The 26,702-nt window shown below is 42.7% G+C and carries 24 protein-coding genes and 1 tRNA gene; 1 reads left to right on the top strand and 24 read right to left on the bottom strand.

What is annotated here, in order from left to right; translation table 11 throughout:
* Window positions 1–35: 35 nt before the first annotated feature.
* The 13 genes from KTR07_RS05120 to KTR07_RS05065 all read right to left on the bottom strand — a co-directional run bounded on the left by KTR07_RS05120 (window position 36) and on the right by KTR07_RS05065 (window position 7,023).
* A complete protein-coding gene (locus KTR07_RS05120; RefSeq protein WP_227238811.1) occupies window positions 36–245 on the bottom strand; it encodes a hypothetical protein in 210 nt (69 codons plus the stop codon).
* Between the two features lie 20 nt (window positions 246–265).
* Window positions 266–778 (bottom strand): hypothetical protein, encoded by a 513-nt coding sequence (locus tag KTR07_RS05115; RefSeq protein WP_008025221.1) that lies wholly within the window; start codon window positions 776–778, stop codon window positions 266–268.
* A gap of 20 nt (window positions 779–798) precedes the next feature.
* Window positions 799–1,104: a hypothetical protein gene (locus KTR07_RS05110; protein WP_196015749.1), complete on the bottom strand. Its 306-nt coding sequence runs from the start codon at window positions 1,102–1,104 to the stop codon at window positions 799–801.
* Between the two features lie 19 nt (window positions 1,105–1,123).
* On the bottom strand, window positions 1,124–2,029 hold the full coding sequence (locus tag KTR07_RS05105) for a hypothetical protein (protein ID WP_217290777.1): 906 nt from the start codon (window positions 2,027–2,029) through the stop codon (window positions 1,124–1,126).
* Window positions 2,030–2,032: 3 nt separating this feature from the next.
* Window positions 2,033–2,269 (bottom strand): hypothetical protein, encoded by a 237-nt coding sequence (locus KTR07_RS28710; protein ID WP_004326987.1) that lies wholly within the window; start codon window positions 2,267–2,269, stop codon window positions 2,033–2,035.
* On the bottom strand, window positions 2,266–2,943 hold the full coding sequence (locus tag KTR07_RS05100) for a hypothetical protein (RefSeq protein ID WP_004325648.1): 678 nt from the start codon (window positions 2,941–2,943) through the stop codon (window positions 2,266–2,268). The genes KTR07_RS28710 and KTR07_RS05100 overlap by 4 nt, the downstream gene beginning before the upstream one ends.
* 2 nt (window positions 2,944–2,945) lie before the next feature.
* A complete protein-coding gene (locus tag KTR07_RS05095; RefSeq protein WP_005846315.1) occupies window positions 2,946–3,344 on the bottom strand; it encodes a hypothetical protein in 399 nt (132 codons plus the stop codon).
* A complete protein-coding gene (locus tag KTR07_RS05090) occupies window positions 3,341–4,210 on the bottom strand; it encodes an AAA family ATPase (protein WP_149935296.1) in 870 nt (289 codons plus the stop codon). Before KTR07_RS05090 ends, KTR07_RS05095 begins: the two co-directional genes overlap by 4 nt.
* A 35-nt stretch (window positions 4,211–4,245) precedes the next feature.
* On the bottom strand, window positions 4,246–6,285 hold the full coding sequence (locus KTR07_RS05085; RefSeq protein ID WP_196015747.1) for a kinase: 2,040 nt from the start codon (window positions 6,283–6,285) through the stop codon (window positions 4,246–4,248).
* A 15-nt stretch (window positions 6,286–6,300) separates the two neighbouring features.
* Complete coding sequence (locus KTR07_RS05080; RefSeq protein WP_005932418.1) at window positions 6,301–6,522, bottom strand: hypothetical protein; 222 nt, start codon at window positions 6,520–6,522, stop codon at window positions 6,301–6,303.
* Window positions 6,512–6,712, bottom strand: a complete 201-nt coding sequence (locus KTR07_RS05075) for a hypothetical protein (RefSeq protein WP_004327297.1) — start codon at window positions 6,710–6,712, stop codon at window positions 6,512–6,514. Before KTR07_RS05075 ends, KTR07_RS05080 begins: the two co-directional genes overlap by 11 nt.
* Before the next feature lie 26 nt (window positions 6,713–6,738).
* Window positions 6,739–6,821 (bottom strand) — tRNA-OTHER (locus tag KTR07_RS05070).
* A 10-nt stretch (window positions 6,822–6,831) separates the two neighbouring features.
* Window positions 6,832–7,023, bottom strand: coding sequence for a hypothetical protein (locus KTR07_RS05065; protein ID WP_004327296.1), 192 nt, complete (start codon window positions 7,021–7,023; stop codon window positions 6,832–6,834).
* A 135-nt stretch (window positions 7,024–7,158) separates the two neighbouring features.
* Between KTR07_RS05065 and KTR07_RS05060 the strand changes: the two genes are divergently transcribed.
* On the top strand, window positions 7,159–7,578 hold the full coding sequence (locus KTR07_RS05060) for a helix-turn-helix domain-containing protein (protein ID WP_004327295.1): 420 nt from the start codon (window positions 7,159–7,161) through the stop codon (window positions 7,576–7,578).
* Window positions 7,579–7,977: 399 nt separating this feature from the next.
* Here the strand turns inward: KTR07_RS05060 and KTR07_RS05055 are convergent, their stop codons facing one another.
* The 11 genes from KTR07_RS05055 to KTR07_RS05005 all read right to left on the bottom strand — a co-directional run bounded on the left by KTR07_RS05055 (window position 7,978) and on the right by KTR07_RS05005 (window position 26,677).
* Complete coding sequence (locus tag KTR07_RS05055) at window positions 7,978–8,190, bottom strand: hypothetical protein (RefSeq protein ID WP_004327294.1); 213 nt, start codon at window positions 8,188–8,190, stop codon at window positions 7,978–7,980.
* Window positions 8,191–8,544: 354 nt separating this feature from the next.
* On the bottom strand, window positions 8,545–9,642 hold the full coding sequence (locus KTR07_RS05050) for a glycoside hydrolase family 99-like domain-containing protein (protein ID WP_254306543.1): 1,098 nt from the start codon (window positions 9,640–9,642) through the stop codon (window positions 8,545–8,547).
* Between the two features lie 34 nt (window positions 9,643–9,676).
* Window positions 9,677–11,035: a glycoside hydrolase family 99-like domain-containing protein gene (locus tag KTR07_RS05045; RefSeq protein WP_008767192.1), complete on the bottom strand. Its 1,359-nt coding sequence runs from the start codon at window positions 11,033–11,035 to the stop codon at window positions 9,677–9,679.
* Window positions 11,036–11,089: 54 nt separating this feature from the next.
* Complete coding sequence (locus KTR07_RS05040) at window positions 11,090–13,636, bottom strand: non-lysosomal glucosylceramidase (protein WP_011108530.1); 2,547 nt, start codon at window positions 13,634–13,636, stop codon at window positions 11,090–11,092.
* Window positions 13,637–13,654: 18 nt separating this feature from the next.
* Window positions 13,655–15,079: an L-fucose/L-arabinose isomerase family protein gene (locus KTR07_RS05035; RefSeq protein ID WP_008767194.1), complete on the bottom strand. Its 1,425-nt coding sequence runs from the start codon at window positions 15,077–15,079 to the stop codon at window positions 13,655–13,657.
* Window positions 15,080–15,161: 82 nt separating this feature from the next.
* On the bottom strand, window positions 15,162–16,046 hold the full coding sequence (locus KTR07_RS05030; RefSeq protein WP_217315220.1) for an AraC family transcriptional regulator: 885 nt from the start codon (window positions 16,044–16,046) through the stop codon (window positions 15,162–15,164).
* A 344-nt stretch (window positions 16,047–16,390) separates the two neighbouring features.
* Complete coding sequence (locus KTR07_RS05025) at window positions 16,391–18,358, bottom strand: glycoside hydrolase family 127 protein (protein ID WP_008767196.1); 1,968 nt, start codon at window positions 18,356–18,358, stop codon at window positions 16,391–16,393.
* An 11-nt stretch (window positions 18,359–18,369) separates the two neighbouring features.
* The gene (locus KTR07_RS05020; RefSeq protein WP_113748065.1) at window positions 18,370–23,004 is read right to left on the bottom strand and encodes a glycosyl hydrolase; all 4,635 of its coding nucleotides are present in this window, start codon (window positions 23,002–23,004) and stop codon (window positions 18,370–18,372) included.
* A 14-nt stretch (window positions 23,005–23,018) separates the two neighbouring features.
* Window positions 23,019–24,227 carry a glycoside hydrolase family 88 protein gene (locus KTR07_RS05015; protein ID WP_008767198.1) on the bottom strand — a complete coding sequence of 403 codons (1,209 nt, stop codon included), beginning with the start codon at window positions 24,225–24,227 and terminating at the stop codon, window positions 23,019–23,021.
* 23 nt (window positions 24,228–24,250) lie between these two features.
* Entirely contained in the window at window positions 24,251–25,672 is a 1,422-nt protein-coding gene (locus tag KTR07_RS05010) for a sulfatase (RefSeq protein ID WP_113748064.1), read from the bottom strand.
* Window positions 25,673–25,702: 30 nt separating this feature from the next.
* A complete protein-coding gene (locus KTR07_RS05005; RefSeq protein ID WP_008767200.1) occupies window positions 25,703–26,677 on the bottom strand; it encodes a metallophosphoesterase in 975 nt (324 codons plus the stop codon).
* Window positions 26,678–26,702: the final 25 nt, after the last annotated feature.

Below are 26,702 nucleotides of genomic sequence, written 5' to 3'. Positions count from 1 at the left end.
TCAGATTTTCATTAACTCAAACTATTCATACCACATCAGCACAACTCTATTATTTCACCCACGGCAGCCTGCAAAAGGGTACGCAAGACCGAAGGGTTTCCGCTATCATAGATGACTTCCACACAACACTCATGGCGTGCGTTACGTGACACAACCAGCTCGCAAGTCATATTCTCACAGAGCCATTTTTCCACTACTTTACGGACACCAACGGCGGTGACCACAATTACCATTTTTTTACTCATAATATTGACCGTGCTGTATGTTATTCAACTCTTATCCTCCCGGTGTACTGGTTTCCCCGAAACTTCATCCCCTTGGTGAAGCCGCCCGGATATCCCAGTTCCTTGCTTCTCGCGTTTGCCAGCAACAAATGTTCCCGGCTAAGGGAGGCTACAAAACTTTTGTCCTTTTCCAGTCCCATCTCTCGGGCCTTCCGGGTGACGCTGCGTTCGGAAACACCGAGCATTTCAGCCAGCTCCCGGTTGAGGGTATTGTGATAGTGGCGCCGCATGATGGAAAGCATATTACCGTTCCAAAAGATACGGGTGGAATATCCCTTATGCTCGACGAGCCGTCCCAGTGTCCGGTGCATGAAAGTACCGTCAGCAACCTTCCGGTGCTTGCGGTACTGTTCACGCTTGTACGCCAGCACACATTCATGACACCAGGAACTCCGTCCCCCATTCTTCAACGGATAGAACTCACGCATCCACAACTTTCGGCCGCAATGCGGACAGACACGTTTACGTTTCTGCTTGTTGTTATTTTCACTCATAGCTGTTTATGCTACATTCATCAGTTCATATTCAAATTTTCACCGAACGGAATAGTATTAATGTCAGTCTTTCTCGTGTAGGCCTGCATGAGTGCCATGGAAAGTAGCATATAAACACGGCTGTCGGCCTTGACAGTCCCCGAAATGGCGCCGACAACATACTCACCCTTGCCGGTGATGATCGAGCCGGTCATCTGTTCAAGACCATCCGGATGGTCCTCACTGGCCGTAACGCTCATAAAGGCGCTAAGGTCGTTCTCCTTACAAAAGTTCTCCACATACCGGCAAAGTTCCTGTACTGCCTCTTTCTGTTTTTCTGTAATCATTTCAGTAAAATTTTAAACGTTAATAATTATATGTTGAAATAGCGAAATCTCTTTTTGAGCACTGCTCGAACATCGTCTCCTCCCAGTCCGGCTCATCATCCTGGGGAAGATCGTCCTCATCAAGTTCCACCTCCCCCCGGTAAATCAGGTACCGCGCCTCCAGGAAGAAGAGGACCACGCGGCGCAGGAACTCACGGGCCGAGGCGATGCCGTGCCTTTCCATGAAGACGGCGATACGCTCCGGGCCGATGGTGTTCGTGCGGATGTTCACCAGACGCTGCCGGCGGAAGTCCTTCAGCGTGCTGCCCTTTATTCCGAGCACGCTGTCAGCGATACGACCGAGGTTCTCCGGGATATGGTAACCGGAACCGTCATCATCCGTCCCCACCAGCAGTTCGGCGGCGGCCGTCAGCATACCCTCCACGCTCATGCGCTGGGCGGCGGCCGTCTCCTTCAGGAACACGTACTGGTAGTTGCTCACGTAGGTATGTATGAGGTAGCCTTCCGGGCGGCGGAACACCTCTTCGGAGGCAAGCTCCATCGAAAGGTTGTTCAACGTCACACCGGCACCGCAACAGAAGGCGCACACCAGGCGGACGGCAAGACGCTGGCGGTTGCCCCAACCGCCGGCGATGATGGCACGCTGCAGGCTGCCGGCAACGGCCGGATCCATCTCGAAGAACAGCACCGACTTCTCCTGACGGCGGAAGAAGAACGACATGTCCGGAATACGGTCCATGCAGAGGAGGATGCGCCGGGTGGCCGTGGAGACCCTGCCACCATCCGTCATGCGGATGTAGGACTTCACCAGGTGGTTCATCACTACCGTCATGTCGGAAAAATGATAGTCGGCAACCTTCCCGCGGAACAGTTCATGAAGCAGAACGGGCAGCTTCACAACGTAGTTGTAATACTCCTTTCTCATGGCTCACTTGCTTGAAGGTTTCCAGTCCACTGTTATAATCGCATCCAGCTCACCGCTGCCGCCACACACCGGGCAGGACACATGCACGTCCTCGCGGCTGCCCTCTTCCGTTCCCCAGAACCAGCCGTTGCCCTTGCAGTAACCACACTTGTGGCCGGTACTGACGAAGTTCTCACGGTTAGGCCCCTTACACATATAGGCGGGAGGACAAATCTCCAGCTGTTTCTTTATCCTGCTCATGCCTGGCCTCCTTTCTGTTTCGGTCCCGCCACATTCCAATAGTCATAGGCGCCCTTCTCCCAGATTGTGTATTCACCAGTGGCCCCCTGATAACGTCCCTTACTGAAGGCGACGTAGCCCTCTACCCATATCTTCAGGTCGGCATCATACATCACGCTCGTGGCCGCATCACCTTTAGGATTCTTGCCGCGGGCATGGCTGATGAAAACAAACAGCTTGTCCGGAAACTCCTCCTTCAGCTGGATATAGTCACGATACGTCATCTGTGTGTATTGGAAGCTGTCAATGATCACGATGTTGAAACTCTTATGACGCCGGAGCCTGATCTTCAAGGTGGGGATGTCCTCCTTGATGAACGCCAAATGGCGGCTTACCTCGGCCATACCAAAGCGCCGCAGGTTATTTTGGACTGTCAGAGAAGTTCCTTCCTCCAGGGAGTTGAACGCCACACGGTCATACTTGCAAAGTTCCTTGCAGAGCTGCATCACGAAAGAGGTCTTGCCGTTACCACTGTTGCCCCACACGAACCAGCAGCCCCGGACTTCCGGAGTGTCGAAGGCATCCTTCCATTTCCCCTCAAAAGGGAATACGTCATACTTCTTGTTCAGAATGTCCCTGACATTCAAGGCACGTCTCATGCCCGCTTTTTTATTATCCTTTTTCTCTTCTTCCATGGTCAGAACAGTTTTAGTTGTCGGATATTGTCTATTTGATCAAGCACGGCCTGCCGTGCGGCACCCCGCAGTTTCTCGTGGCAGAGCATCCTGCCGAGCGCCCACAGAAGGGCATTCTCACGGGTGGAGAACTGTCCCCATTTACGTCCCGGGTTGAAACCGCCACCGGAACCGCCCACCTCCATGTGAACGCCGGCAACCCACCAGCCGTCCTGCTGTCCCACAAGGGCGTCCAGGTAGTCGCGACCATTCCGGTAAACGGTCACCGTCTCGTATTCCCTCAAGACTGGGTAATCGCTCCAGGGAGCAGGAAGCTGCTCGCGACCGTCGATCTTTAAGTATTCAAATTTGTTTTCCATATCCTTAAAATTACGTTTGAACGGTATTTGAACGGGAGTCATTCCCCCACCATGCGTTTCACCTTGTGAATGGACTTCCTCACACGCCGCAAATCAAAGTCACATGTCGAAGCCTCCTTTATCACCTTATCGATGTCTTTCTTGTCAGTCACACCGTTGGCGGAACAGATCGCGAACACGTCGTTCACGTCTGTAGGCTCCAGCTCATAAAATTTCCGTCCGATACGGCTGTAGAACTCCTTGTAGCCGGGCTTCTGGTATCGCAGACCATTGCTGATGCGTTTGGCAATATAATCGGTACTCAAAAACACGACGCCGCATTTCTCCTCCAGTTTGTTGTACAGGCTGATGAAGTAGTGGAACACCGGTTCGGTCAGCTTGTCCGCCTCGTCGAACACCAGCAGGGGCGCGTCCATCTGGATGATGTCATCCAAAATAAGTCCCCACACCTCACGGATATTATACCCTTCGGTCCGGATTCCGACCGTACGGGCGATCTCGCGGACAAAGTCGCCCTTCTTCATGTCCTCCGAGCAGAGGATATAGAAAACCTCCCTGTGCTCCTGAAGGTAAACACGGGCGGTGGTGCTCTTGCCGCAGCCGGCCTCGCCGGTCACCCAGGTGACGTTACGCCAGCGCTGCGCGTCGGAGAGTACAGCCGTGATCTCCTGGTAAGCACCGGTCTCCACGATCTGCCAGCCGGTAGCGCTTACACCACCGACCTGCGAGGCGACATTACGGAACATCTCGTCGCTGATATTCTCATAACGGCCATTCAGGATATTGCTAACAGTACCTACACTAACCCCCTTCAGGCTGCCAGCAGCCTTCGTCTGGCTCGGGTATTTCGCCACGTAAGCCCGGAGGCTTTCACTGATGGCGTCCTTTTCTTTCATTGTAATTTCCATAATCAATATTTTTTATCTTGTTATAAATCTGTTCCTTATAATTTCCCGACCACCTTGCGGATGCTCACTTCCTTCTTCTCAAAGCTGTCCCATGTCACGTTGCTGATGACTTTCATGTCTCGGCCGATGGAAGGACGGGCCGGCTGGCTGTATTTTCTTGTGCGACGGTCAATCTGGCGTTGCGCCTCCTTTCCGAGACCTTTCAGGTCAGGGGTACGCAGACCGTTCTGTTCCGGTGCGACACCATGTTCGTACTCGATGTCCTTGGCAACGACCTGGCGGTTTATACGCTCGTTGATGACGGCCTCCTGCTGGGCGCGGATGAAACGTTTCTCGGCTTCCGTCTGCTCCTGCTGGGCACGGTGGATCATCAGCGGGAACGAAGCCACACACTCAAAGCGCATCGCTCCGCCCTTATCCTTGTACAGCAGACGTACGCTGCTCATGTCATAAGGATCGTACTGGACATAGAACTTCTTGTAGGTGTTACGTCGGCGCCATTCCAGATCAGGCTCACCGGGAGCGGAGAAAACCTCGTAAGGGTATTTCTTTCCCTGTACCGTGATCTCGATACCGTTGGCGGTGAACAGCGACGGTTTCTCGGTCGTGTACCAGAACATCTCCACCATATCCGACACACTTACCGCATCGGTAGCCTCGTTCACGCTGGTATTGTACATCTCAATCCGGGAGATGCCGGTGGCAGGGTGTTTCATTGAATTCCACTGCTCACGGGCGGCGGCATACTGTTCCTTCAATTCCTCCAATGTGGGGAGGGAGTCGATGTTCGCGTTGATGAATTCCAAATTCGGACGGCTTGTATCTCTCTTTGCCGTAATATTCTGCCCGGTGAAACCGAAACATTTCTTCAATACCTGGCTCTGGAAGCGGTAGAAAATGTTCTCAATCGTCTTAGATTCGCCATTATACGGAGCTGTCGGGCGGTGGATACGGCTGATCTTCGAGAAAAGGCCCAGCGCCGCGTTCTTCTTATGACCGCCCTGGTTGTCGCACACGATCTCGTAGGGTTTGTGCCGGCTCGTCTGGATAGCCATGCGGAAAGCATGGTACTGGGCGATATAGTCCTCGTTGTCGCTGATGTAATAACCGAGCAGGACTTCACTATAGGCATCCACCACCTCGTACACGCTTGTAGTGCACTTGTTTCCGTTCTCGTCACGATAGTAGAGGTTCAGCTTCGTGCCGTCGCCATACCAGAGGCTGTCACGACGGCCCGGAAGGATGGTCCGGTGCTTGCGGTCATAACGCTGGTGTGCCTTCATTTCCCCATAAACGGCATCGTACCACAGAGGTTCGACACGCGGGCTGTTGAACCATTCGCGGAGGCTGCGGGGACTCTTCAGGGGCTTCCAGCCACGTTCCGGAGCGACACGGTTGTACTCCTCGAAGATCTCCATGTCAGTATAAACCGGAACGCGGCTGCGTTTCAATGCAACAAGGTAACGCCCGCCGTCCTCCTCGATCTTCAGCGTGTTGCTGTTGCCGTATTTACCGCTCACAAGCACACCGTAGTTGTCGGGACGGAACTTGTTTATCAGGGCTTTCAAACGCCCCACACTGCCCGGAAGACTGTGCCCGTACACCGGACGCCATTCCTCACTCGTGACAAGCAGAAGTTCCCAAAGGTTACGGCGGAAACCAGTCAGCTTGTTATTGGATGAACTCAAGCGTTTGAACTCTTCCATCAGCGCGTTCAGCACCGAAGCGTTCCAGGTGTATTCCTTCTTCACATCCTCGGGAAGAGCGACCATCTCACCGTTCTTGTCGTAACGGTAATCCTCGAAAAAGTTCTCGGCCTTCTCGTCTTTCTTCACTATGTTACGGATCATTTCCTGTCTCATTTGTTTCTCGGGTTCGCCATGACGCTCAACCCAACGTTTCTTGTATTTCTCGGGAAGGGAGGAATAGGCATACAGAGCCGGATTATTTTCACCACCGCCACGGGAAACGACATCCAGTTTTTCTCGGGACAGCTGGCTATTCAAAGTGCCTTTGGGCATTATATCCAGCAACTCTTTGTAAGTTACACACAATATATTATCAAAGTATTCCATCTCCCAGCTTGATTATCAATCCTCTAAATCATTCAAAGGGACATGCTTCTTCAGCAGCCGCACGGAGATCCCGAAATTCAACACTACGAGAAGTTCCAGCAGCGGATTAATAAAAAAAATAGAGAGCAGGATCCCGAAACTCATACAGAAGTAAAGCACGCAAAAGCGCTGTTTTCGTTTCAGACGAGCAAACCAGTGCAGCTGGTCGCTGAACAATGTCATCAAATCATTTTTCATGGCTACTTGTATTTTGAGGATTACCACCTACTTTGGATCCACCGCGCTCAATGGCGAGCTTACGAATGGAACGGGCCAGTTTGCTGTTCTTACGGAAGGCAAGCGCATGACTCACCATCACGTTTGTACAGCCCATCAGTTCGGCAATTTTATTCACCTCACCGTATTCTACAACTATTCGTTCTTTCATACTATCTAATATTTAAATTATCGTAGTGGGCAGTCGCGGATTCGAACCGCGGACCATAACCTCTCCACTATAGGAGTTTAGTTTGTTCTACCAGCTGAACTAACTGCCCGAGAAAATTATTAAAGCTCCTTTATCGCATCCTCCGGAACACATATTACAGTCCAAACCTGACCATTTTTCATATAATCGATATTATATTCCCGCACGAACGTACAAATGTTATAATCCCAGTCACGAACTATACCATCAATGATCTCACCATTTCTCTTGGTGATTCTCACACTTTGTCCCTTTTTAAATTTTACTTCCATTTTGCTTCTTTTTAAATTCTCATTGTTACCTCAAGCCTTTTTTGTAGCTTTGGGGCGTGTTTAAACTTTAATCACGTGGCAAATATAGTCTAAGTTTCTTAGACAACAAAGTATTAATCCAAATAATTTAGATTTATGAGCGTTTTTTCTAAGAATCTTAGATATTTAAGGGAGAGTAGGGGACTTAAATTAGATGAATTTGAGTTTCTGGGCATCAAAAAAGGTACAATGTCAAACTATGAACTGGGTAATACAGAACCTAAATTGAGTTTGTTATGTGAAATATCTAAGTTTTTTAGAATATCAATCGACGACTTTCTTTTAAAAGATATAGAAGCCGAAAAAATTACACCAGTAGTAACGGAAACAGCTCCTCCAGAAACAGCTAACAATAATTTTAGGGAGCTTCTGGATGTTTTAAGGGAAAAAGACTCCACCATTCGAGAAATGGCAGAGGAAATAGGGATGCTCAAACAGACAATTACACAACTTAAACAGGACAAGTCGGGGCGTGTTTCGGATGCAAGCGATTCTACGGTTGCCAATGCCATCTAAAACGTGTTTTATGGGGAAAGGGAGGTAAAAACAGTTAAATCACTATTTTACAGCAGAATATATAAAAATACAGGGGAGTAAATAAATATTATCTATATACAATTTACCCCCTACAATATTATAAAAACCGATGAATACCAAATAAAAAAAAGATATTTCCCCGTTTTATTAGAACAAAATAGGCACAAAAATGAATAACCAAATGAATAAGCAATCAAAACATTTCGTTTTTGTAATAGCTTAAATGAATAACCAAATGAATAAGCAAGTGAATAACCTTTCCACTTTTTAAGACGTTCAAAGCGTTCAAACGGATAAATACAGCCTTCCATCATAGTTTGACACTTATAAGGGCAAAAAAAGCCGCTTTTGCGGCTTTTAATTGCGTTCTAAGGCATTTTATCCCTTTCTGGTACATGTTATCAAGCGAGACTGAATAATCATTGCACGTTTCGTGTATTTGGCAATGTCATCAACCAGTCCAGCATGTAAAAGACTACTCTTAGTGATTCCGACCTGTTTCTCCGTCAGAGTTTCAAAAATGGCCGATATACTACCAAAGTAGATGTTCTTTTTCTCAAAAATCAAATGTACATGGATAACTTTACTCATGATATATAGTATTTATTTCACTGCAAATATACCAAATATCAGCTATATGGAATAATTTCAATAAATAAAAATAGGAGAGAAGCGAAGCGCTCCCCTACTCCACTTGCATAAATCACACCATTTGGTTATCTTTGTATATGGAAGTATGGCCTGGGCAAAGCATCGGAGTGAAATAATACCATACTGCCTGAATTCTCCCCTACTCCACTCCTAATGTAAAGAGATTCATTTGAACGGCGTTCAAACAAGGTTCAAATGTAAGCTCGATGTAAAGCGATGTAAACGCTTCGTTTTTCCACCCAGCTCACTCCTACCCCGTTCTAACGCTTTGAAAACCAAAGCAATCAGATATTTTCAGACCGACCAAACTTTGACACGCATCGTTTCTTCCCCCTTATTTGCCGGACGATTCGCCGGAGCTATATATCTTGGAGTAGAATCCCATCCCGGAGCTACAGCCGGAACATAAGGAATATCAAACTGACCATGATGTTCATCCCATAACTTAAAAGCCACATCAGCTGCCACTGTTCCATAATCCGGCAATTCGATTTCTTTGGGTTGGAAGCGACCTGCAATCCAATCCATCGGATTATAAGAGCCTACAGTATCATATCCCTCTTCTTTCATATTTCCACAACTGAAACCTGTCACATGAAAATGCAAACCTTTATGTCCCAGTTTTTTTGCATAATCCGTCAACTCCGCAAATAACTGTTTCACTCCTGCTATTCCCAATTTAGATTCCAAACGCCGTGCATCCCAAATACAAATCACCGGCTTATCATCAATTCTCCAATAATTCTCCAAATGGCAATAGCGTGAAATCATATAAGAAAGGCTTTTCCAACACTCTTCTTTAGAGAAATCGGGAGCATCAAAACTTGGAGGATAAGCATTACTTCCATCAGTACGCTTCGTTGGATACAATACATACCAAGGATGATTGGTCCACATACAAGCAAACTTTACGTCTTTTGTATTACTAGCTTCCAGAAAACCATTTTCCAATGCTTCATGCAGACATGGTTTACCATCATACCAATACCAATCCCAAATCAAAACATCAATGCCACTTTGTTTGCAAAGCTTGTTATATGTCTCCCAAGTAGAAGGCTTACTCTCATCAAGCTCCCCTAACAAGGGCGTACGTGGCTGTTGATGCCCTTCAAACCAAGGACGAGCGCTACGAATCAAATTATATTCAGTCCAGCCCTGAGAATATATTTTATTATGCAAAGCCGAAGCATGATAATTAGGAAAAGCATAAGCAGCCACCGTTAATCCTTCCGGTTTCTTTAACAAAGCAGGATCACCTGCCAATGTTTCAAGATCATCAGGCAAACGATAAATCTTCTCTTTACTTTTTTTCTGTGCATAAACAGGCAATACACCTATTATCAACAATAAAAACAATAACTGACTAATACATTTAACAAACTGGTTTTTCATTTTCTTTCTTATTTAAAGTTCAACAAATTCAATATTAAAAAAATCCATGTATCTGATGGTTATCAGACTTTCCCACGGCTTCAGCAAGCGCATCAAGCATTCCATATCCAAATCGGTTATCCGGCAATAAGTAATGCCCTTCAGTCCATTCATTAAAACAGGCAATAGTGAGGATCGGAGGAACATCCTTATGCTTATTCAAATACGCAAAAGCCGACTGAACAAGTGCTTTGAAAGATGCAGGATTTTCATTATCCAAAATAACGCAATTAGGCCATGCATCGCGATTGGGTTGATCCGGTCTGCTCACCGGCGGAATATATCTGGGAGTAGAGTCCCACCCTGGCGAAAGAGATGGAAGATACGGTATGGCAAAGTCATCATGATGTTTAGGCCATAATTTGAAAGCCACATCAGCAGCAGCCACTCCATAATCCGGCAGTTCGATATTCTTGGGCTGGTAATTATCAGCTACCCAAGTAAACGGATTGTAAGAACCGGCAGTATTATAACCAACCTCTTTCGAATTAGGAGAATAAAAACCTGAAGAATGGAAATGTAACCCTTTATGTCCCAACTTACGGGCAAATTCCGTTAATTCAGCAAACAACTGTTTAACCCCGTCAACCCCAATATTCTTCTCCAAACGATTAGGGTCCCAAATACATACCACAGGCTTGTCATCAATCCTCCAATAATTTTCCAAATGACAATATCTGGAAATGATATAGGACAAACTCTGCCAGCACTCTTTCAAGCTACCATCTGCCGGTGCAAAACTTGGAGGATAAGCTTTATATCCATTGGGTAATAAAGTTGGATACAATACATACCAAGGGTGGTTGGTCCACATACAGGCAAACTTCACATCATTACGGTTTGAAGCTCTCAAAAAGCCATTCTCAAGAGCTTCATGCAAACATGGCTCATTATTATACCAGTACCAATCCCAAATCAGCACATCAATACCACTCTGCTTGCACAGCTCATTATATTTTTCCCAAGTACCCGGCTTACTTTCATCCATCTCCCCAAGCAAGGGACCTCTAGGCTGAGCATGCCCCTGGAACCAAGGACGGGCGCTTCTCACCAAATTATATTCCGTCCAACCCGGCCCATAAATCTTATCATGCAATGCAGAAGCATGATAATTCGGAAAAGTATAGCAGGCAACTGTCAGGTTATCAGGTTTTCTCAACAAAGAACTATCTTTTACAAGCTCTTGTAAATCTTCCGGTAACCGTTTCGCTTTTGGAGCATTCCGCTTTCCTGACGCAACATCAGAAGCCCCTATGCTCTCCGCTGCATGAAGCATTTCAGTACCCACAGCAGAAGCTGTAACAATGGCAGTACCTTTCATACTCGCAGATTTAAGAAAAGTTCTTCTATCCATAATATTATAGTATTTAGTTATCACTTAAAAATTTAGTTATTATCTTATTGTTGATTATTCAACTACTTTCCCCGATACGACAAATCTGTCAACCTCTATATGACCGGATACTACTTTTACAAAAGGTTTTCCGGAACGAAGTTCTATATTACCAAATCCAGACTCCGTACTGATAAAGCTAATAAAGTCTCCTATTTTTGAATTAATATACAGTGTTTTATCTACAGCATCATATCGGACTCCTGTCAATCCTTGAAGTAAGCCATAACTGGATAACGCTCGTCCGTACCAATGTCCACACTCATACTCATTAAAAGGGTTACGGACGCTTCCATCATAACGTTGCCTACAGGCACGTACGATCTCAAGGCCTTTTTCTACTTCTCCCTGTAGCATCAAATGTGAAGCTACTTGATATTCTATTCCTGTCCAGACTTCATTACTATAGACAAAAGGTAATGACAACTTGCCCCCTTTAGGCCAACTTCCTAATAATAAGCCTCCTTCTTTGCCTAAAGCGTAAGGGGAACGTTGAGGATTGGCGTGATCAGTCAGATCTTTCTTAAAATTATATCGATGTACTGATAATAAATGGCTCTTCACTTTTTCTGTATTCAGAGTTTCTTCCATCCCACACATTCGGGAGAGCCACGACCCCAAAACTCCATCAGACAGACAACCGTTCCCATACTGATACTTAGGACCTTCCTTCTCCAGTATTTCTTTCGCTTCGGGAGAATAAGAACTATGGAAACTTTGTGCAACAGTCGGATCTTTTGCATTCAATCCCCTCCACTCTATCTTTTGGATAAAATACTCACCATTAAACAAGCCTGTTTCAGTAAATTTTCGTCCTTTTTTCAATAGTTTCTTATATTCAGTAACGTCTTTATCGAGAAACTCACTCATACGAATGAAAGCTGATAAAGCTCCATAATAGAAACTATTATGCATACCATCCGGCCCCCAGAACTCAATATCATAAGTATTATGGTGTGGTTCTTCAATACTTCCTACCCTACGAGGATCCCAAGTTGAGATACAGTAGTCCAAACTCTTTTTTACTTTTGGATACATAGAGATAAGGAACTCATTTTCACCTGAAATTCTCCACTCACGATATACTTTCATTATACCTCCCAATTGCCCGTCAGCAGCTGAGTGAAAATTGTGCCGGGTAGGACGAATCGGTAAATTGACACGAAACACTTGATGGCCTTTCAAATCTTGCCCTTCTTCAAATTCTGTATGCCTTAACGAACGTTCCAAAGAAGGAAATAAGTGTGGAATAGCCTGTGCATAATTCCAGACGTGAGTACATGAGCCATGACACGATCCCCAATTATCGGCACATCCCTCCCAAGTCCATAAGCGTCCGTCATATTGCCGCATCACCGTTGGAGACTTTAAAATACTTAAGTTAGCAGAAACAGCTTCAATCACTTCAGGCGGTAAGGTAGAACGATAAAAAGAGTCTGTGAACCTTTCTGTCTGATTGCGCAAAATCTTATAATGAGACAGAAAATAATCAATAACCTCATTTACTCCTGTAAAGCGGCTACTATACCAAGGTTTATAATTACCCTTATCTGCCTTTTCTACAGCTAGTCTTGCGGAGTCAACATTATTGTCATTCCAGTCTTCCGGTTCCTCTCCAAGCCTCAAAGTCGAGTTAGGAACATACCATGCCGTATAAATCCTGATTGTTTTCTTTTCCCCTGGCATCAATGTTACCGGGACAAACATAGAAGCTCCTGGTGCACCTTTCTCTATTGCTGGACATTGTGGCATTAAACCTGCCTCAATAGCGTTCCAGACCATCGTAAGACTATCAAACCATCCTCCACGAAACCAACAATAATTAATCTTTAAAGAATCCTGATCCGTAAAGATAGCAAAATCACCCTGCAAATGAGGCTCCGTTTCTGTACCTGACTGTGAAAGGATAAACCCATGAGGCATCGTTTTTATAGCATCCAATCCTTTACCCCAACTCAGAAAGTTACGAGCATGGTAGGAGAAAATAGTTTCCTGAACCTCTTTACTAGTATTCTCTAAACTATATTCCAATCCTCCTACCGGTAAACTGGAATTATCCGGATCACCCGGAATAAAAGGACTCCACCCCAAAATGGTTACCTTAACGGGAATATCTTTATCTGTTAATGAAACCTTGGCAAACGGAAAACGTGCTTCAAATTCGACTGTATCAAAACGGGGAAGTCCTAATATTGATCCCATACTACCTCCTGTTCCGTAATTGGGCATTCCAAATTTTCTCCAATCAGATACAGGTCCTTCAAGTACCTTAGCCCCATTACATACCCCCTTCACATACAGAGCAGCAAACATTCCCGGTTCATGAAAAACTTCCGGTCGATGCCATACTGACATATGAGATATATAGCCTGTTCCTTCCAGACAATACATACCTGTACCAATTCCCCCTATAGGAAAAGCGATTCGATTATTATATTTCCCACTATAAGAACTATTGTATATACGGTTCCTTTCGTCATCGATGTCATTTGCCGACACCCATCTATTGGAAATAGCCAGAATCGAAATCATAAACAAAAGAGAATACTTCAACTTTTCCATAAAAAGAGTTTTAAAGCATTATTCAACTACTATTATTGGAATATCCAGAAGAAATGCCAGTTTCTTCAGTTCAGAGACTTTATGTCCAATGCCAATCGCACAATGATGTGAAGGTCCCGCTTTACTCCATTGATCCATAAACCGACGAGCACCACACGGAAAGCGATAACGACTATTTGTATTGCCAATATGTAGAGTTTCTCCTTGTACAGCCTCTCCCTCAGCAGCAAGTAGAAAGACTCCGTCTCTTCCCTCACATACCGACAAAAGTGTAACATCACCTGGTTTAACACTCATCTGGATGGACAGACCTTTACCCGGTTTACCGTGATATAATGGAAGAGGCACTAGTTTCACTTTCTCTTCGGCGATTGCAAAATGTGCCGGGCCATCATGTCCTAGTAATACAATATCATCCTTAAAATCCATTGCATAAAATTCAGAGAAAGAACCACCAGCTTTTAATAGTGACATAATTTTCATCGCCTGTGCATTTTTCACTTCACATTCTCCGGCAACGGGTATTCCATATCCTGTCAACAACGTATTACCTGCAATAACAGAAGTTACAATATTCTCATAATCATTCCCACAGAATCCTTCGTAATAATAAGCCATCGCTCCCAGTTGATGCACATTCACTAATTTATCCAAAGCCACAGAAGTACGTGCAGCCCTCACTAGCTCTTCCGAACTACATGATGCTTCCACATTAAACTTATCATAAAATTCGTCCAGTTTTCGCTTCAGTTCCCCATCGCTAACTTCTTCTCTATAAGCTTTTAGCTCACACATCTCCAGCAACTCTATATGAGTACCAAACACTGCGCTCTGCTTCATAAGATCAGTATATACATCTAGCATACCACAATAGTAATGCCCCAAAACTCCCAAACGGCTTGTGCGCATTCCATACATTACACGTACAGCGTCAACCCAAGAGGCTATTTCCTCCCAAACATAATCTTCTGATAAATAGCCGGTGATAATATCATATCGCACACCGGCTCTATTCAAAACACTCGCAAACTCCGGAACAGAACATGCCTGACAATGTGCCAACCATTCACCTGTCATTCTTCCTCTATCCCCCATTGAATTGAGTTTTTGATAATCTATTGCTGATGCAGGCTGTATATTTAATATAATAATAGGCTTGCCTACTTGTTGAGCTACAGGTAGTATCGTAGAAGAAAGAGCATAAGTAGAAATAAACAGAAAAACCAATTCTACATCAGCTTGTTTTAATTGTAGGACACATTCATTAGCTTTTAGAGGCGAATCCACCATCCCCGTATTGATAACTTGTACGTCCATTGCCTCTATTTTGGCAGCTATTTCATCCTGATAAGTTAACAGACGGGGAAGAAGCCCTTCAAATTGTCCCCAATAAGTATCCAATCCGACTCCTAAAAGTCCCACTCTTACTTTTTGTTGTATCATAGCATTATTCATTTTTTAATTATGATACAAACTTAGTCATCTTAAAAGAGAAAGACTTTCGATAATTGCCAGAACACTATCATTATTTGATACGAAATTCTTCTCGATATTCTATAGGTGATTTTCCTGTTTGTTTCTTGAACCGGGCAGAGAAATAAGCCGGGGATTCAAAATCGAGCCTATATGCTATCTCTTTTACCGGAATAGTAGTAGTAGTAGTCAACAACTCTATGGCTTTCTGTATTTTCAGATTCTGGAAATATTGCACAGGTGCATAATTCTTCTGTTCCTTAAACAACTTTCGAAAAAGAGAATATCCCATACCTGCTTTTTTGGCAATCTCTTGCATAGAAACTGGTTGATCTATCAATTCCTTCATGAGCACACAAGCATAATCTATTTTAGAAGAGAAATCATCATTCTCTACCTGAAGGTTCTTATCGATACTACACATTAGTGCTACCAGATAGGTCACCAATCCACTCAATACGCGTTGATATAAAGTAGGTTCTTCGTTAGCAACATCAATAGCTTTTCTGAATAAAGAAACGATCTCATCATTGATACCGACCTTAAATACAGGACTTTCTTTCGAACAATACTCATTCGTCATCCAGCTATCAACTTCCGGACCGCAAAAGCCGATCCAATAATGACTCCAACCTGTTTGATAATTAGGATAATAGGTGTGCCATTCGCCCGGAAAAAGAACAAAAATCATACCTCGCTTGATAGTAAACACTCCCCCACTTCTTGTTTCAAGCACTCCTTCTCCCTCTGTAATATAAATCAGTTGATACTCCGTCAGTATACGTCCTTTATCCGGATTAAAATAATAACCGGCAGAATGATTCAAAGTCGGATAAGAAGTATTTGGGGGAATTTCTTCAAAGCCGACTGAAGAAATGTTCCGGTCTGGTCCCAAACTATTATTATTCACGAAATATTTAATGGACATGCGTTCCATAGCAACTAGTATTTAGAAAAAGTAGGGCGGAAAGTTATCAAGAAAATCCTAAAACTGCAAGAAAGAAAGAAAAAACATGGTTTCCCAATACTTCTTTTTCATAGTAGATCTCTTCCAATAGCATTCTTCCACTCCTACGCCATGTCCTTCTATTGTAAGATAACATATAAAGATACACACTCTTTCTTTATATCAGAGTCATATTAATCTATATAAATAGATATCCCCACATGTACGACTCGGTAATACCAAGATGTACAACTGGGTAATACCCACATGTACTACTGAGTATTACCGAGATGTACGGCTGAAACGTATTATTTATATATGTTATTGCATTTATGTTAGTAGCTTATAGGCCAATACACTGCATAACGTTCAAAATGTACTTTATAAAACGGTTCTACAACTACATTATCAAATTCCTTCAAATCTATTTTAAATTTTAATGTATCTGTAGAAATTGATTTCACATAAGCAGGAATCTGCTTAAGTGGCATCCTAAATACCGGAATCTTGTTCAAATCGATCTTATTCATTGCCGTATTGTTCATCTTTCCCCAAAAAGTAGTAGGCAAATTCTCAGTTCCCATGCGCCCGGCAAGTACGTATGGACCATATAGTAATGCAGCATAACGGTCAGAACCCATCAAACTTTCGACATATACATGCATCGGAAGTTGCAATATGATTTTATTCTTTCGTGCCCAAGTTCTGTTAACCACCCAATATCCATCCTTATCAAGGATAGGATATTCTACTTTTCCATTAATAATGAAAGTTACTTTATCCGCCCAATCCGGTTTACGAATACGAAGTATCAATTCTTGCTTTTTCTTTAAATTCAGCATAAAGCTCACTTGCTCCGATTCAGGGAGTCGGTTTTGCTGAATAAGTTCTATTCCTTTTTCTTTCCAGAAAAGAATAGAAGGTATAAACAAATTGACTCTAATATCAGGATCTCCATCAATAATTCTCTTTGAATGACTATAAATAAACTTGCTAAGTTTTGCCGGACTCTCCAGACCAGTATGTCCACAGCACCAAAAAGAACTGTCACGTGAAGCATAAATTCTATAATGCCCCGGACGCATAGAGGTGAAATAGCAACACATGCCCTTTTCTGGATCGTAGGCTGACAAAATATGATTAAACAATACCCGCTCATAATAACTTGCTTTGGCTGCATCAGGATACTGACAGAAAAGAGATTCAGTCAAACGTAGCATATTCACTGAGTTACAAGTTTCCGGACCTCCTACCAAAAGTACCCGATCAGCGAACTCCTCTTTCGGAAAAAAATGTTCCCCAGTACTGTTTCCCCCTATTACCCATGTATGATTCTGAGTTACAATATTCCAAAAATTAGTTGCTGCTGTCAGGAAACGTTCATCACCCGTAAACTGATAATACTTATGAAATCCTGTAAACTTTGGAATCTGCGTGTTAGCATGCCATCCAAAAAGAATATCCTTCCCCTCAGACAGAGGACCCCACATCGCATGGTCGTTCAACCGACGCGCCCAATCAAGAAAACGCTTCTCTCCGGTTAGTTCATAAGCCTCCACATAAGATTCATTGATAGAGCCATGTTCGCAGATAAGCAACCGCTGAATCTGATCATCTGTCAGTTTGTCCAACACTTGATATCCAAACCAATCAGCCAATCGGATTAATATAGGTAATGCCTCTTCCATTTGACATTGCGTATAGGCAGCAGAAAGCCCAAGAAGCATTTTATTAATCAGATAAACCGGAGCCCATGCACCGTTTACTGTAGGATTATTTGTTTTTATCTTTCCAGAAGCAACTTCAGCAAATAGCTTTCTACCATCTTTGAGCCCTAGTAAGAAACCATCCTTCCCTGCTTTTTGGCATAGTTCAAGCTCTTTCAGTACATACTTTAAACGTTTTAATAACCTTTTATCATCGGTTGACTGATACATCATAGATACAGAAGAAAGATAGAATCCTAAGAAACCTCCGCGCAAAGGTCCGGCACCCCATACATCTTGTGATTCCCAACCTGCATAGGGTGCAGCTTTTGAAGGTAATCCTGCCTCTATTCGATAAAAATGCAATAATGAATCAGGATTCAACCATAGAAGATATTCCTTTCCTTTTCGTTGTAAATCAAGAAAAGGACTGTCCAGCAAACGTACTTCTCTTAATGGAAAATAAGATTCAAAAGTGACATCTGCAGGTTTACTCCCTCCATATGACGCAGATACAACAGGCTCAAATGATCCAATAAGCAATAATAAGCTCAAAAGAACTTTTATAGATGTCTTTGTCAATACACCTTTGCGCATAAATATATCAATTATTTTAATTCTATCTTCTTTGCAAAAACTAATCGGACAGGGCCTATCAAACCCGATTCCAGCAAAGGTGAATCTTTCCGATAATGTTTCCAGGTAGTGAATGCTACTCTTCCCCCTTTCGGCTTATTCACACCATTCTTATACCAATCCGGTAATTTTTTGATAGCACCACGACTCAATGCGGCAATACCATTTATACCACCTCCAGGTACATATTCATTCTCTTCCGGTAGTTGTTCATCACCAATCAAACGATTAGTCCACTGATTGGTTACTTTTATTTCCAATGTATTTTTGCCCGGCTTTAATACATCAGTAACATCAATCGAATACGGACGAGCCCACAAAATCCCTTTATTCACTCCATTGACAATCACTTCTGCCATCACCTCTACCGCTCCCAAATCAAGAAAGACAACTTTTTCATCAGACAATATAGAAGCCTTTATAACAAAGTCCGTCATATAGGTAGCTGTACCTGAGAAATACTTAACTCCTTCGTCTTCGTGTTTATGCAGAGAAAATAGTTTAGGCAGAGTAATCTTCTCTGGTGCCCCACAACCATCAGGAAAAGTAATCTCCCATTTCTGATTGAGCATTACGGGAGTTCCAACTTTTTCAACCTTTATTTTCTTCTTTACACCATCCGATGTTATAAAATCATAGTTTCCATCATGCCAAGCCAGCAGAAAACGATTATCTGCGTAAGGCACCCAATTCAAGGCTCGTTCATCTGCCTTTTTTACATATCCTTCAGCTGCCAAACGGGAAATTTCCTTGTTCGATAACACTCTCTGAAATAATACCGGAACAGACATATCTCCATTATAATAAGAGGCTCCTTCTTTCAAAGTAGTAGGATTCAACCCCGGATGAATTGTCTGCAGAGATCTCGTTTTATAAGTTACATACTCACCATTTATATAAATATGCGGAGCACCCTCTTTATATACCAAGCAAATATGGCTCCACCCGGAAATCGGCTTCTCTACTGCCATCTTAAACTCAGGGTATCCTTTTGCATTCTCCCACACAGCAACTCCGTTTCTACCTATAGCCATTCCACAAGTAGCATGTCCTGTGCCATATAGCAATTCCCCATGCGACGGATAGATAGCATAATATTCTGTCCAGGGATATGATATATATCCCATTGGATTATCCGTATTCAACATAGCATCCGATTCCGGTTTTACCCATAATGATATCGAGAAATCATCTTTTACACCAAAATATTTAGCCTGTTCCTGCTCTTCGACAGAAACAACTGAAGCATCCACCAGACACTCACTATCTTTATAAATAGAACGAATAGCTGTCTGTTCAGGAAGATCTGAACGAAATACAACAAAAACAGAACCGTATTCATCCAACTGGATAGGAACAGAGGTCATTCCTTCATTTTTCTGATATACCAAAGCACGTGACCTTTCGCCTGTTAGAGGATTCCAGAATTCCGGAACTTTTCCTTCTACACGAAAGTTACAAATTATGTCTTCCGGAGTCCGTCTCTGATTAGTTACAAAGTAGACATCCGTATCTCCTATTTGTCTATGAATATACCGTATCGGAGCACTATTCGGATTATCTCCAACTTCAAAGTCTGGTTTTAACTGAATCTGCCTGAATACCTGATTCAAATTCAAAGAGATTTCCCAAAATACTCTACCTTTTCCAATATTACGGTCTATCATTGTAGCCATATTCTTTCCCCATAATTCATCACAAAGCTGTTCGAATTCTTTTTCCTCTGTAATAGAATAAGACTGCAATCCCACAGTCTGATGAGGACGGGCACCAACAATAACCAAGCCCTGCTCTACCATCTCCCGAAGTTTCCTCAACAAACCCAATGTAATATACGACTGTTCTTGTAGAACAAGAATGCGGTAACTCATCCCATCCGGAAGTCTTAACCGTCCCTGTTCTATCCATGCTCTATTCAGCAGGGTTTCCGTATTCATCAGATCATAGTCATATCCTTCCGGTGGCACCGGGTTCAATTCATTACGGTGTACTTTAGTATAGCCCACAACATTATCCCCCGTAAAGTATGCCAGATCAGCAACAAATAAGCCTTCTTGCAAGAGAGTTTGACAACGATTCAGATAATCCATCCAAGCGCGCGCCGGTTCCCACCAAGTGTTCGTCCGGTCGAAGTGTATTCCCCAAGGTCCTAAAGTCATAGCAGGAACAGCATTTGAATGAGGCTGCATCGCGTAACGATGAACTACCATCCGGTTAATTCCCTCTGTAAACGCCTTATCACCAACAGCCTTCAATGCAAACGGATATTCCTGCCATCGCCCCGATTCCGGTTCAGAAGTATATGCCTCGGCACCTACTACTTTCTGTCCATTGATATGGGCAATAGAAGATGCCAATTTAGCGGTACGACGCATCATCAAATTGTTTTGGAAAATAGCGGATAGCCCATTCCAAAACTCTCCCATCACTCCATCCACTCGCGAACCTATCTGTAATTCTTCCATCGGTCCGCGATCATAAGGCTCACAATACGATACCAAACCATATTGATTACATAAACTCCTGAACTCACCATAATAGTTATCAGCCAGTAAATCAGCCTGTATACGACGAATATCCCATAAAAAGCGTTCTGTTATCTCTTTACTTCCTACAATTTTACCAGTCATAGCCGGCAAATATCTAATCAAATCGTATCCGGTTCTCTCACAGAATTCATCCTCAAATCCCGATGTCCAGTTCTGCATACCGACCTCCCAACTATCTATTTCCAAACCGATCTGAATTTGATGAACATATGGTTTGATTAATGGATATAACAGGTCCATCATCTTATTAAAATGAAGTTGAATAGCCTGCTTACTAAATTTATCACATTCAAGTCCCACACCTGTATCCGGAGCCGCACAATTCTTTCTTCCCGTAGAAGTATGTCCCATACGAATGATCGTCCAATTTCCCGAAGGTGCTTCCCAACTCAAACATCCGTTTGAATCAACCTGTTTAGTTAAATCAATCACATCCTCCGGATGAATAACTTGTTCTTTATCATACTCCCGTATATCAATCAGACCTTTATGATTGAAAACACTATTATTTAGTAATTGCCAATCAGAAAAACCTATTGGCTTTCCATTCCTAAAAGAAGGAAAAGCCAATATAGCAACATCTTTATAATATCCTAACTCCATAGCAGGCTGAGGCAACAAAGTATCTATCTGCTCTCCTCCCACCACTTCTATCTCACTCCAAGTTAATTTCTGCATTGAATATTCAGGAGTAATCCAAGGTCCTCCACTCGATGACCATCCCGGACAATTATGCATCACATAATCGATCCCCAAACGAGCAGCTTCTTTTACGGCATGTGCTTTTAACTCTGACCATTCCGAACTCAAATAAGTAACAGCCCCCTTCGGAATACCTGTGCCTCCTTCTAAATTAAAGACACCTCCTACTCCGATACGATGCATAGCCTCTAAGTCTTTGGTAATACCTTCCTTTGTTATATTTCCATTCATCCAGAACCAATATGTATAAGGACGGGCAGTCGAAGAAAGCTCAGTAAAGTCTTTTTCAAGATCAACCATTGATTTAGCTTTCACTAAATGAGTAGTCCCCGAAGGTAAAGGTAGTTTCTCGCCTACCGAGACAGGTTTACCGAAACAAGGAACACCAGATGCATCAAAAGTGAACTTCTGTAGACGGATATCACGTTTCCAACCAGGTGTTTTCTCTCTTTTCGAATGATAACAGATATAATATTCCCTATCATCAGGTGAAGTTGTAAAGCTAGCATGTCCAACTCCAAGCACTTGATTAGTTCCCTCAAATGCCGGCTTCTCACTCTTAATCCAACTCTCTGGGTCTAAGAGGTCTGCATCCGAATCTTTCAGACGCAAATAAGATAGTTTATATGTATCCAGCCACGACTGACCACACGAATAAACAATAAATACATCTTTCTCATGCTTCAATATTTGCGGTCCCTCATTCAATGGCAGTTCTCCCTGTTCATAATAACGATCCGGTGAAGATATTTTCACTCTTCCGGAGGCCATAGTCCAGGGATTTAGCATTTTGGCTATGTAAAGGTGTTGCTGAGTTTTGTCAGTTAATTCATTACCTTCCCAACCAGACCAGACTGCATATAGTTGTCCTTTATGATCCAACAAAGTCATATCAATCGCCCATCGATTATTTTCCCAATCCCCTAGAGCATCACCTGTAAACAGCATTCCTTTATCAACATACTTCCCCATTGCATCTGATGTAACGGATTCCAACACACCTGCTTTCTGATGAATGAAAGGAGGACCACTATATCCTGCGGCATAATAGATATACCATTTACCTTTCCAAAAATGAAGTTCAGGCGCCCAAACACAAGTTGAGTTCCATTGTCCTTTCTCTGGTACCTTCCATACACGCACTGGAGGATTTATCTTATGAAGATCACGCGAACGAGATACTCCTATACCACCCGGGACCCCACTACAATAATAATACCATCCTTCATGCTTTATCACCCAGGGATCAGCACCCGAAGATAGGATCGGATTTGTATAATCACCATCATGTTCTTGTCCATAGACCATCGTCGAACAGATAATCATTATTATCCAAAAAGATAATCTTTGTATCATTTAAAATAAGATTTTCAATTCAGCTTTTCTTTTAAAATATCTCTTTTATAGCGCACTAAAGCCTCAACATAATAATAATCGGCATAGGTTAATGGTACATCAACTTCTGCCTTACCTGGATTATTACCTACAGAATGCTTTAGGATAAAATTGCAATTTGTGCCAGGCTCCGCCAAATATTCCGGCGAAGAAAGGGTTTTCAACTGTGTTTCTGCAACAGAGAGACATTGCTTCGAAAAATCCCCTTCTGTATACAGACTGAGTTCAATAAAAGCAGAAGCCATCAATGCACCAGCAGAGGCATCGCGAAGTTCATTAGGTATATTAGGAGCATCAAAATCCCAATATGGAATCTTATCTTCAGGCAAACGGGGATGATTTATTATGAATTTAGCAACATTGATGGCATGCCGCAAATACTTCTCCTGCCCTGTTTCACGATACATCATAGTATAGCCATACAATGCCCAACCTTGCCCACGCGCCCAACATGACTCATGTGCATATCCCTGACAAGTATTCTTCTTTTCCGGTAAACCGGAAATAGTATCATAAGAAATTACATGATATGAGCTATAATCTGATCGGAAATGATATTTCATCGTCACATCCGCATGTGACTTAGCTATTTCCTCAAATTTAGGATCATCAGAGTTCTTGGAAGCCCACATTAACATCTCCAGATTCATCAAATTATCAATAATTACCGGATACTCCCACACCTTCTGATTCCAGTCCCAAGAACGAATGCAACCCACCTGTGGACGAAAACGGGTACTCAACGATTCAGACCCCTGCAATAATGTCTTTCTATAATCATCATTACCTGTCAAGCGTAATCCATTACCAAAGCTACAATACAACATAAATCCCACATCATGATTATCAGTAGTATATTTCTGGTTTTCTATCCGTTTTGTATAGTTCTCAGCATACATTTTCAAAGAATCATTGCCATTCACCTCGTACAGATACCATAATACACCGGGAAAAAAGCCACTTGTCCACCAATTGGATTTTGATGTCATCAACTTACCATCCTTGCCGATTGTACGAGGTAGTTTTCCTTCTTCATTCAATAAATCCTCAGCCATAAGCTTTGACTGTACAGTTGCCGTTTGTAAACTGTTATTCACGAGAGTACTCATTTCGCTTTTCGGAGTTGAACAACTACAAACTGTCAAAAGCAAAAGAGATGCAATGATAGATGAACTTACTTTCATTTATATATTCTTTTAAATTATTTCTATAATTGAGATTTCCGGATCTTAATCTGAGCCTCAAGTTTATCTCTTTCTCTACTCAAATATGGGCAATGCACCTTGTTTTCATTCTCCGATGCATCCAATTGGCGATCAAATATCATCCGGGCTACAACCGAATCTCCTTGCAGCCATATAGTGCTACTATATTGCTCCGAAACAATATTATACCCACCTTTCCACTGAATAAAGGCGTATTGTTTTGTCTTTTTCCCACTGTCTTGCAAAATAGGCACAAAACTCTTTCCCTGTAATTGGTCCTTAGGCATTGGCACTCCACACAACTCGCACAAAGTTGGATAAATATCGACAAATTCTACAATTCCTTTTGCTTTGCCACCTCTACAATGAGGAACACGAACAATCAACGGAGCACGAGTTGCATGATTCATTAGATTATGTTTTCCCCAGAATCCATGTTCCCCTAAATGCCAACCATGGTCACCTAATATTACCACTATTGTGTTCTCAGACAGTCCCAAACGATCAAGTTCGTCAAGTATCAGACCAATCTGTGCATCAATATAACTCACACATGCATAATAGCCATGCTTAGCTTCTCGCTGGAAAGTCTCATCTTTAGTTGTAACAAATTTCCCATACCCACGAATTTCACCGGAAGAAGTAACCTGTTTAGGTAAAGCTTTCGGTCTATAAGGATTTTGGGCGAGGTGTATTTCTTCTCGCCGATATAAATCCCAGTATTTTTTGGGAGCATTGAAAGGCAAATGCGGTTTCCAAAAACCGCATGCAAGAAAAAACGGTTTTTCCTTTTTATGCAAACGCCTTAAATCCGCAATTGTCTTTTGCGCCACTCTACCGTCTATGTAAGTTGTATCAGCAACATCAGCCGACTCACAGAAAGGACCTCGTAAAGTTTTAGGATGAACATAACGGGAAGACTCTTCATTCTGCCATAATTCCCACTTGTTATATTCAGCCCAATCCTTACCATATCCATCAGGATGCACTCTCCATGGAGCTTCCGACCAACTATCAGCATGATCCGTTATATTATGAAATACTTTTCCATTAGAAACGACATAATATCCGTTCTTCTTAAAGCATTCCGGAAGTGAAAGAGCCTCCGGACAATCTTTCTCCGCACTGGCATCAAACGCAGTAAAACGATTCGGGTAACGAGGATACATTCCTGTAAACAGACTTGCCCTGGAAGCCCCGCTTACAGGAATGTTACAATATGCATTCTGAAAGACCGTAGCATACCTTGCCAAGCTATCCAGACGGGGAGTCACAATATCTTCTATTCCATAACATCCCAATTCAGGACGCATATCATCGGCAATAATAAGCAAAACATTCATCTTATTATTCTGTCCATGGAGATAAACAGAAGACGACAAAACAATCACACTTACAAAACAAAAAGATTGAGTGTATTTCATAGCCACATCCTCCAGAATACTAAAACTATATCATTTAAAGTTTACCCCTTCGAAAGAGAATTTATTTTTAACATCATTCTTATATTCCTTCAGATAGGGAGAATAAGTTTTTACTCTGACTTGCTGTTTCTTCACGTCTATATCCACAATACGCAAGAAACCGGTTTGCCCTCTGTTCGTCCCTTTCACTCCATCTTGAAAATTGGCTAACATCTGAAACACTTTATTACCATGATCACCTATACTGACTAAGGTCCCAACACCGCTATTCAGTACATGCCCACTGAATACAAAAAGAATATTAGGATATTTACTAACCAACTTATCCCACATTTGCTCACCGTTATTCACCGCATTTTCACCGGTATCTTTGCCTAAACCGTATTTCTGCGGCAGCCAACGATCGCCTTCTCCCATACGTGTATCATCCGAGTACATATATGCATGCGTATTGATAATCACCTTATGATGCGGATGTTTCTTCACAATCTCACCTGCCCAGTCAAGCACACTAGTACGAGGTCCAAATTCCAAACAAAGAATCAGCCATTTCAATCCGGCAGCCTTGAAAGTATACCACACATTATCCATTTTCCCTTCTTCAAATGCACCACCGAAATTTCTCGTCTTACTGTATTTATCATAAGGAAAATATCGATTGAAGAGTTCCGAATCTCTTTTATTCGAATTTTTACCTAAATCGTGATTTCCCATTACAAAAGCATAAGGAACTTGGTTGTCCATAGTATTCAAAGCGGCAGCTGCAACCTCCCACTCCTTATCGACATTGTGATCAGTCATGTCCCCCTGTTGCAAAACAAAGTCAATACTATCTGCATGATCTATTGCCCATTGAGTTTGCGATTTTAAAATATCGGGATAAAGCCGTGAATAAGTTTGTATATCCGGCAACAAAACCAGTCTGACCTGTTTTTGTGTTTTACAACCCGAGAAAATAAAAACTGCCGTAGTCAATAAAGCTATCCATTTCATTTGATTTTTCATCTGTTTCTACTCTTTATTCAACTTT

Source organism: Bacteroides sp. MSK.20.82 (assembly GCF_019052485.1).
Taxonomy (GTDB): Bacteria; Bacteroidota; Bacteroidia; order Bacteroidales; family Bacteroidaceae; genus Bacteroides; species Bacteroides thetaiotaomicron.
Note: the sequence above shows the minus strand (reverse complement) of the source record. Positions and strands in the feature narration are given on the sequence as shown.

Coding starts and splice junctions, on each gene's coding strand:
- KTR07_RS05015 (WP_008767198.1), bottom strand. CDS start 24,227: ATGAAAGTAAGTTCATCTATCATTGCATCTCTTTTGCTTTTGACAGTT.
- KTR07_RS05060 (WP_004327295.1), top strand. CDS start 7,159: ATGAGCGTTTTTTCTAAGAATCTTAGATATTTAAGGGAGAGTAGGGGA.
- KTR07_RS05020 (WP_113748065.1), bottom strand. CDS start 23,004: ATGATACAAAGATTATCTTTTTGGATAATAATGATTATCTGTTCGACG.
- KTR07_RS05065 (WP_004327296.1), bottom strand. CDS start 7,023: ATGGAAGTAAAATTTAAAAAGGGACAAAGTGTGAGAATCACCAAGAGA.
- KTR07_RS05085 (WP_196015747.1), bottom strand. CDS start 6,285: ATGGAATACTTTGATAATATATTGTGTGTAACTTACAAAGAGTTGCTG.
- KTR07_RS05110 (WP_196015749.1), bottom strand. CDS start 1,104: ATGATTACAGAAAAACAGAAAGAGGCAGTACAGGAACTTTGCCGGTAT.
- KTR07_RS05075 (WP_004327297.1), bottom strand. CDS start 6,712: ATGAAAGAACGAATAGTTGTAGAATACGGTGAGGTGAATAAAATTGCC.
- KTR07_RS05055 (WP_004327294.1), bottom strand. CDS start 8,190: ATGAGTAAAGTTATCCATGTACATTTGATTTTTGAGAAAAAGAACATC.
- KTR07_RS05045 (WP_008767192.1), bottom strand. CDS start 11,035: ATGGATAGAAGAACTTTTCTTAAATCTGCGAGTATGAAAGGTACTGCC.
- KTR07_RS05035 (WP_008767194.1), bottom strand. CDS start 15,079: ATGATACAACAAAAAGTAAGAGTGGGACTTTTAGGAGTCGGATTGGAT.
- KTR07_RS05120 (WP_227238811.1), bottom strand. CDS start 245: ATGAGTAAAAAAATGGTAATTGTGGTCACCGCCGTTGGTGTCCGTAAA.
- KTR07_RS05050 (WP_254306543.1), bottom strand. CDS start 9,642: ATGAAAAACCAGTTTGTTAAATGTATTAGTCAGTTATTGTTTTTATTG.
- KTR07_RS05090 (WP_149935296.1), bottom strand. CDS start 4,210: ATGGAAATTACAATGAAAGAAAAGGACGCCATCAGTGAAAGCCTCCGG.
- KTR07_RS05105 (WP_217290777.1), bottom strand. CDS start 2,029: ATGAGAAAGGAGTATTACAACTACGTTGTGAAGCTGCCCGTTCTGCTT.
- KTR07_RS05095 (WP_005846315.1), bottom strand. CDS start 3,344: ATGACTCCCGTTCAAATACCGTTCAAACGTAATTTTAAGGATATGGAA.
- KTR07_RS05025 (WP_008767196.1), bottom strand. CDS start 18,358: ATGCGCAAAGGTGTATTGACAAAGACATCTATAAAAGTTCTTTTGAGC.
- KTR07_RS05030 (WP_217315220.1), bottom strand. CDS start 16,046: ATGGAACGCATGTCCATTAAATATTTCGTGAATAATAATAGTTTGGGA.
- KTR07_RS05005 (WP_008767200.1), bottom strand. CDS start 26,677: ATGAAAAATCAAATGAAATGGATAGCTTTATTGACTACGGCAGTTTTT.
- KTR07_RS05115 (WP_008025221.1), bottom strand. CDS start 778: ATGAGTGAAAATAACAACAAGCAGAAACGTAAACGTGTCTGTCCGCAT.
- KTR07_RS05010 (WP_113748064.1), bottom strand. CDS start 25,672: ATGAAATACACTCAATCTTTTTGTTTTGTAAGTGTGATTGTTTTGTCG.
- KTR07_RS05100 (WP_004325648.1), bottom strand. CDS start 2,943: ATGGAAGAAGAGAAAAAGGATAATAAAAAAGCGGGCATGAGACGTGCC.
- KTR07_RS05040 (WP_011108530.1), bottom strand. CDS start 13,636: ATGGAAAAGTTGAAGTATTCTCTTTTGTTTATGATTTCGATTCTGGCT.
- KTR07_RS28710 (WP_004326987.1), bottom strand. CDS start 2,269: ATGAGCAGGATAAAGAAACAGCTGGAGATTTGTCCTCCCGCCTATATG.
- KTR07_RS05080 (WP_005932418.1), bottom strand. CDS start 6,522: ATGAAAAATGATTTGATGACATTGTTCAGCGACCAGCTGCACTGGTTT.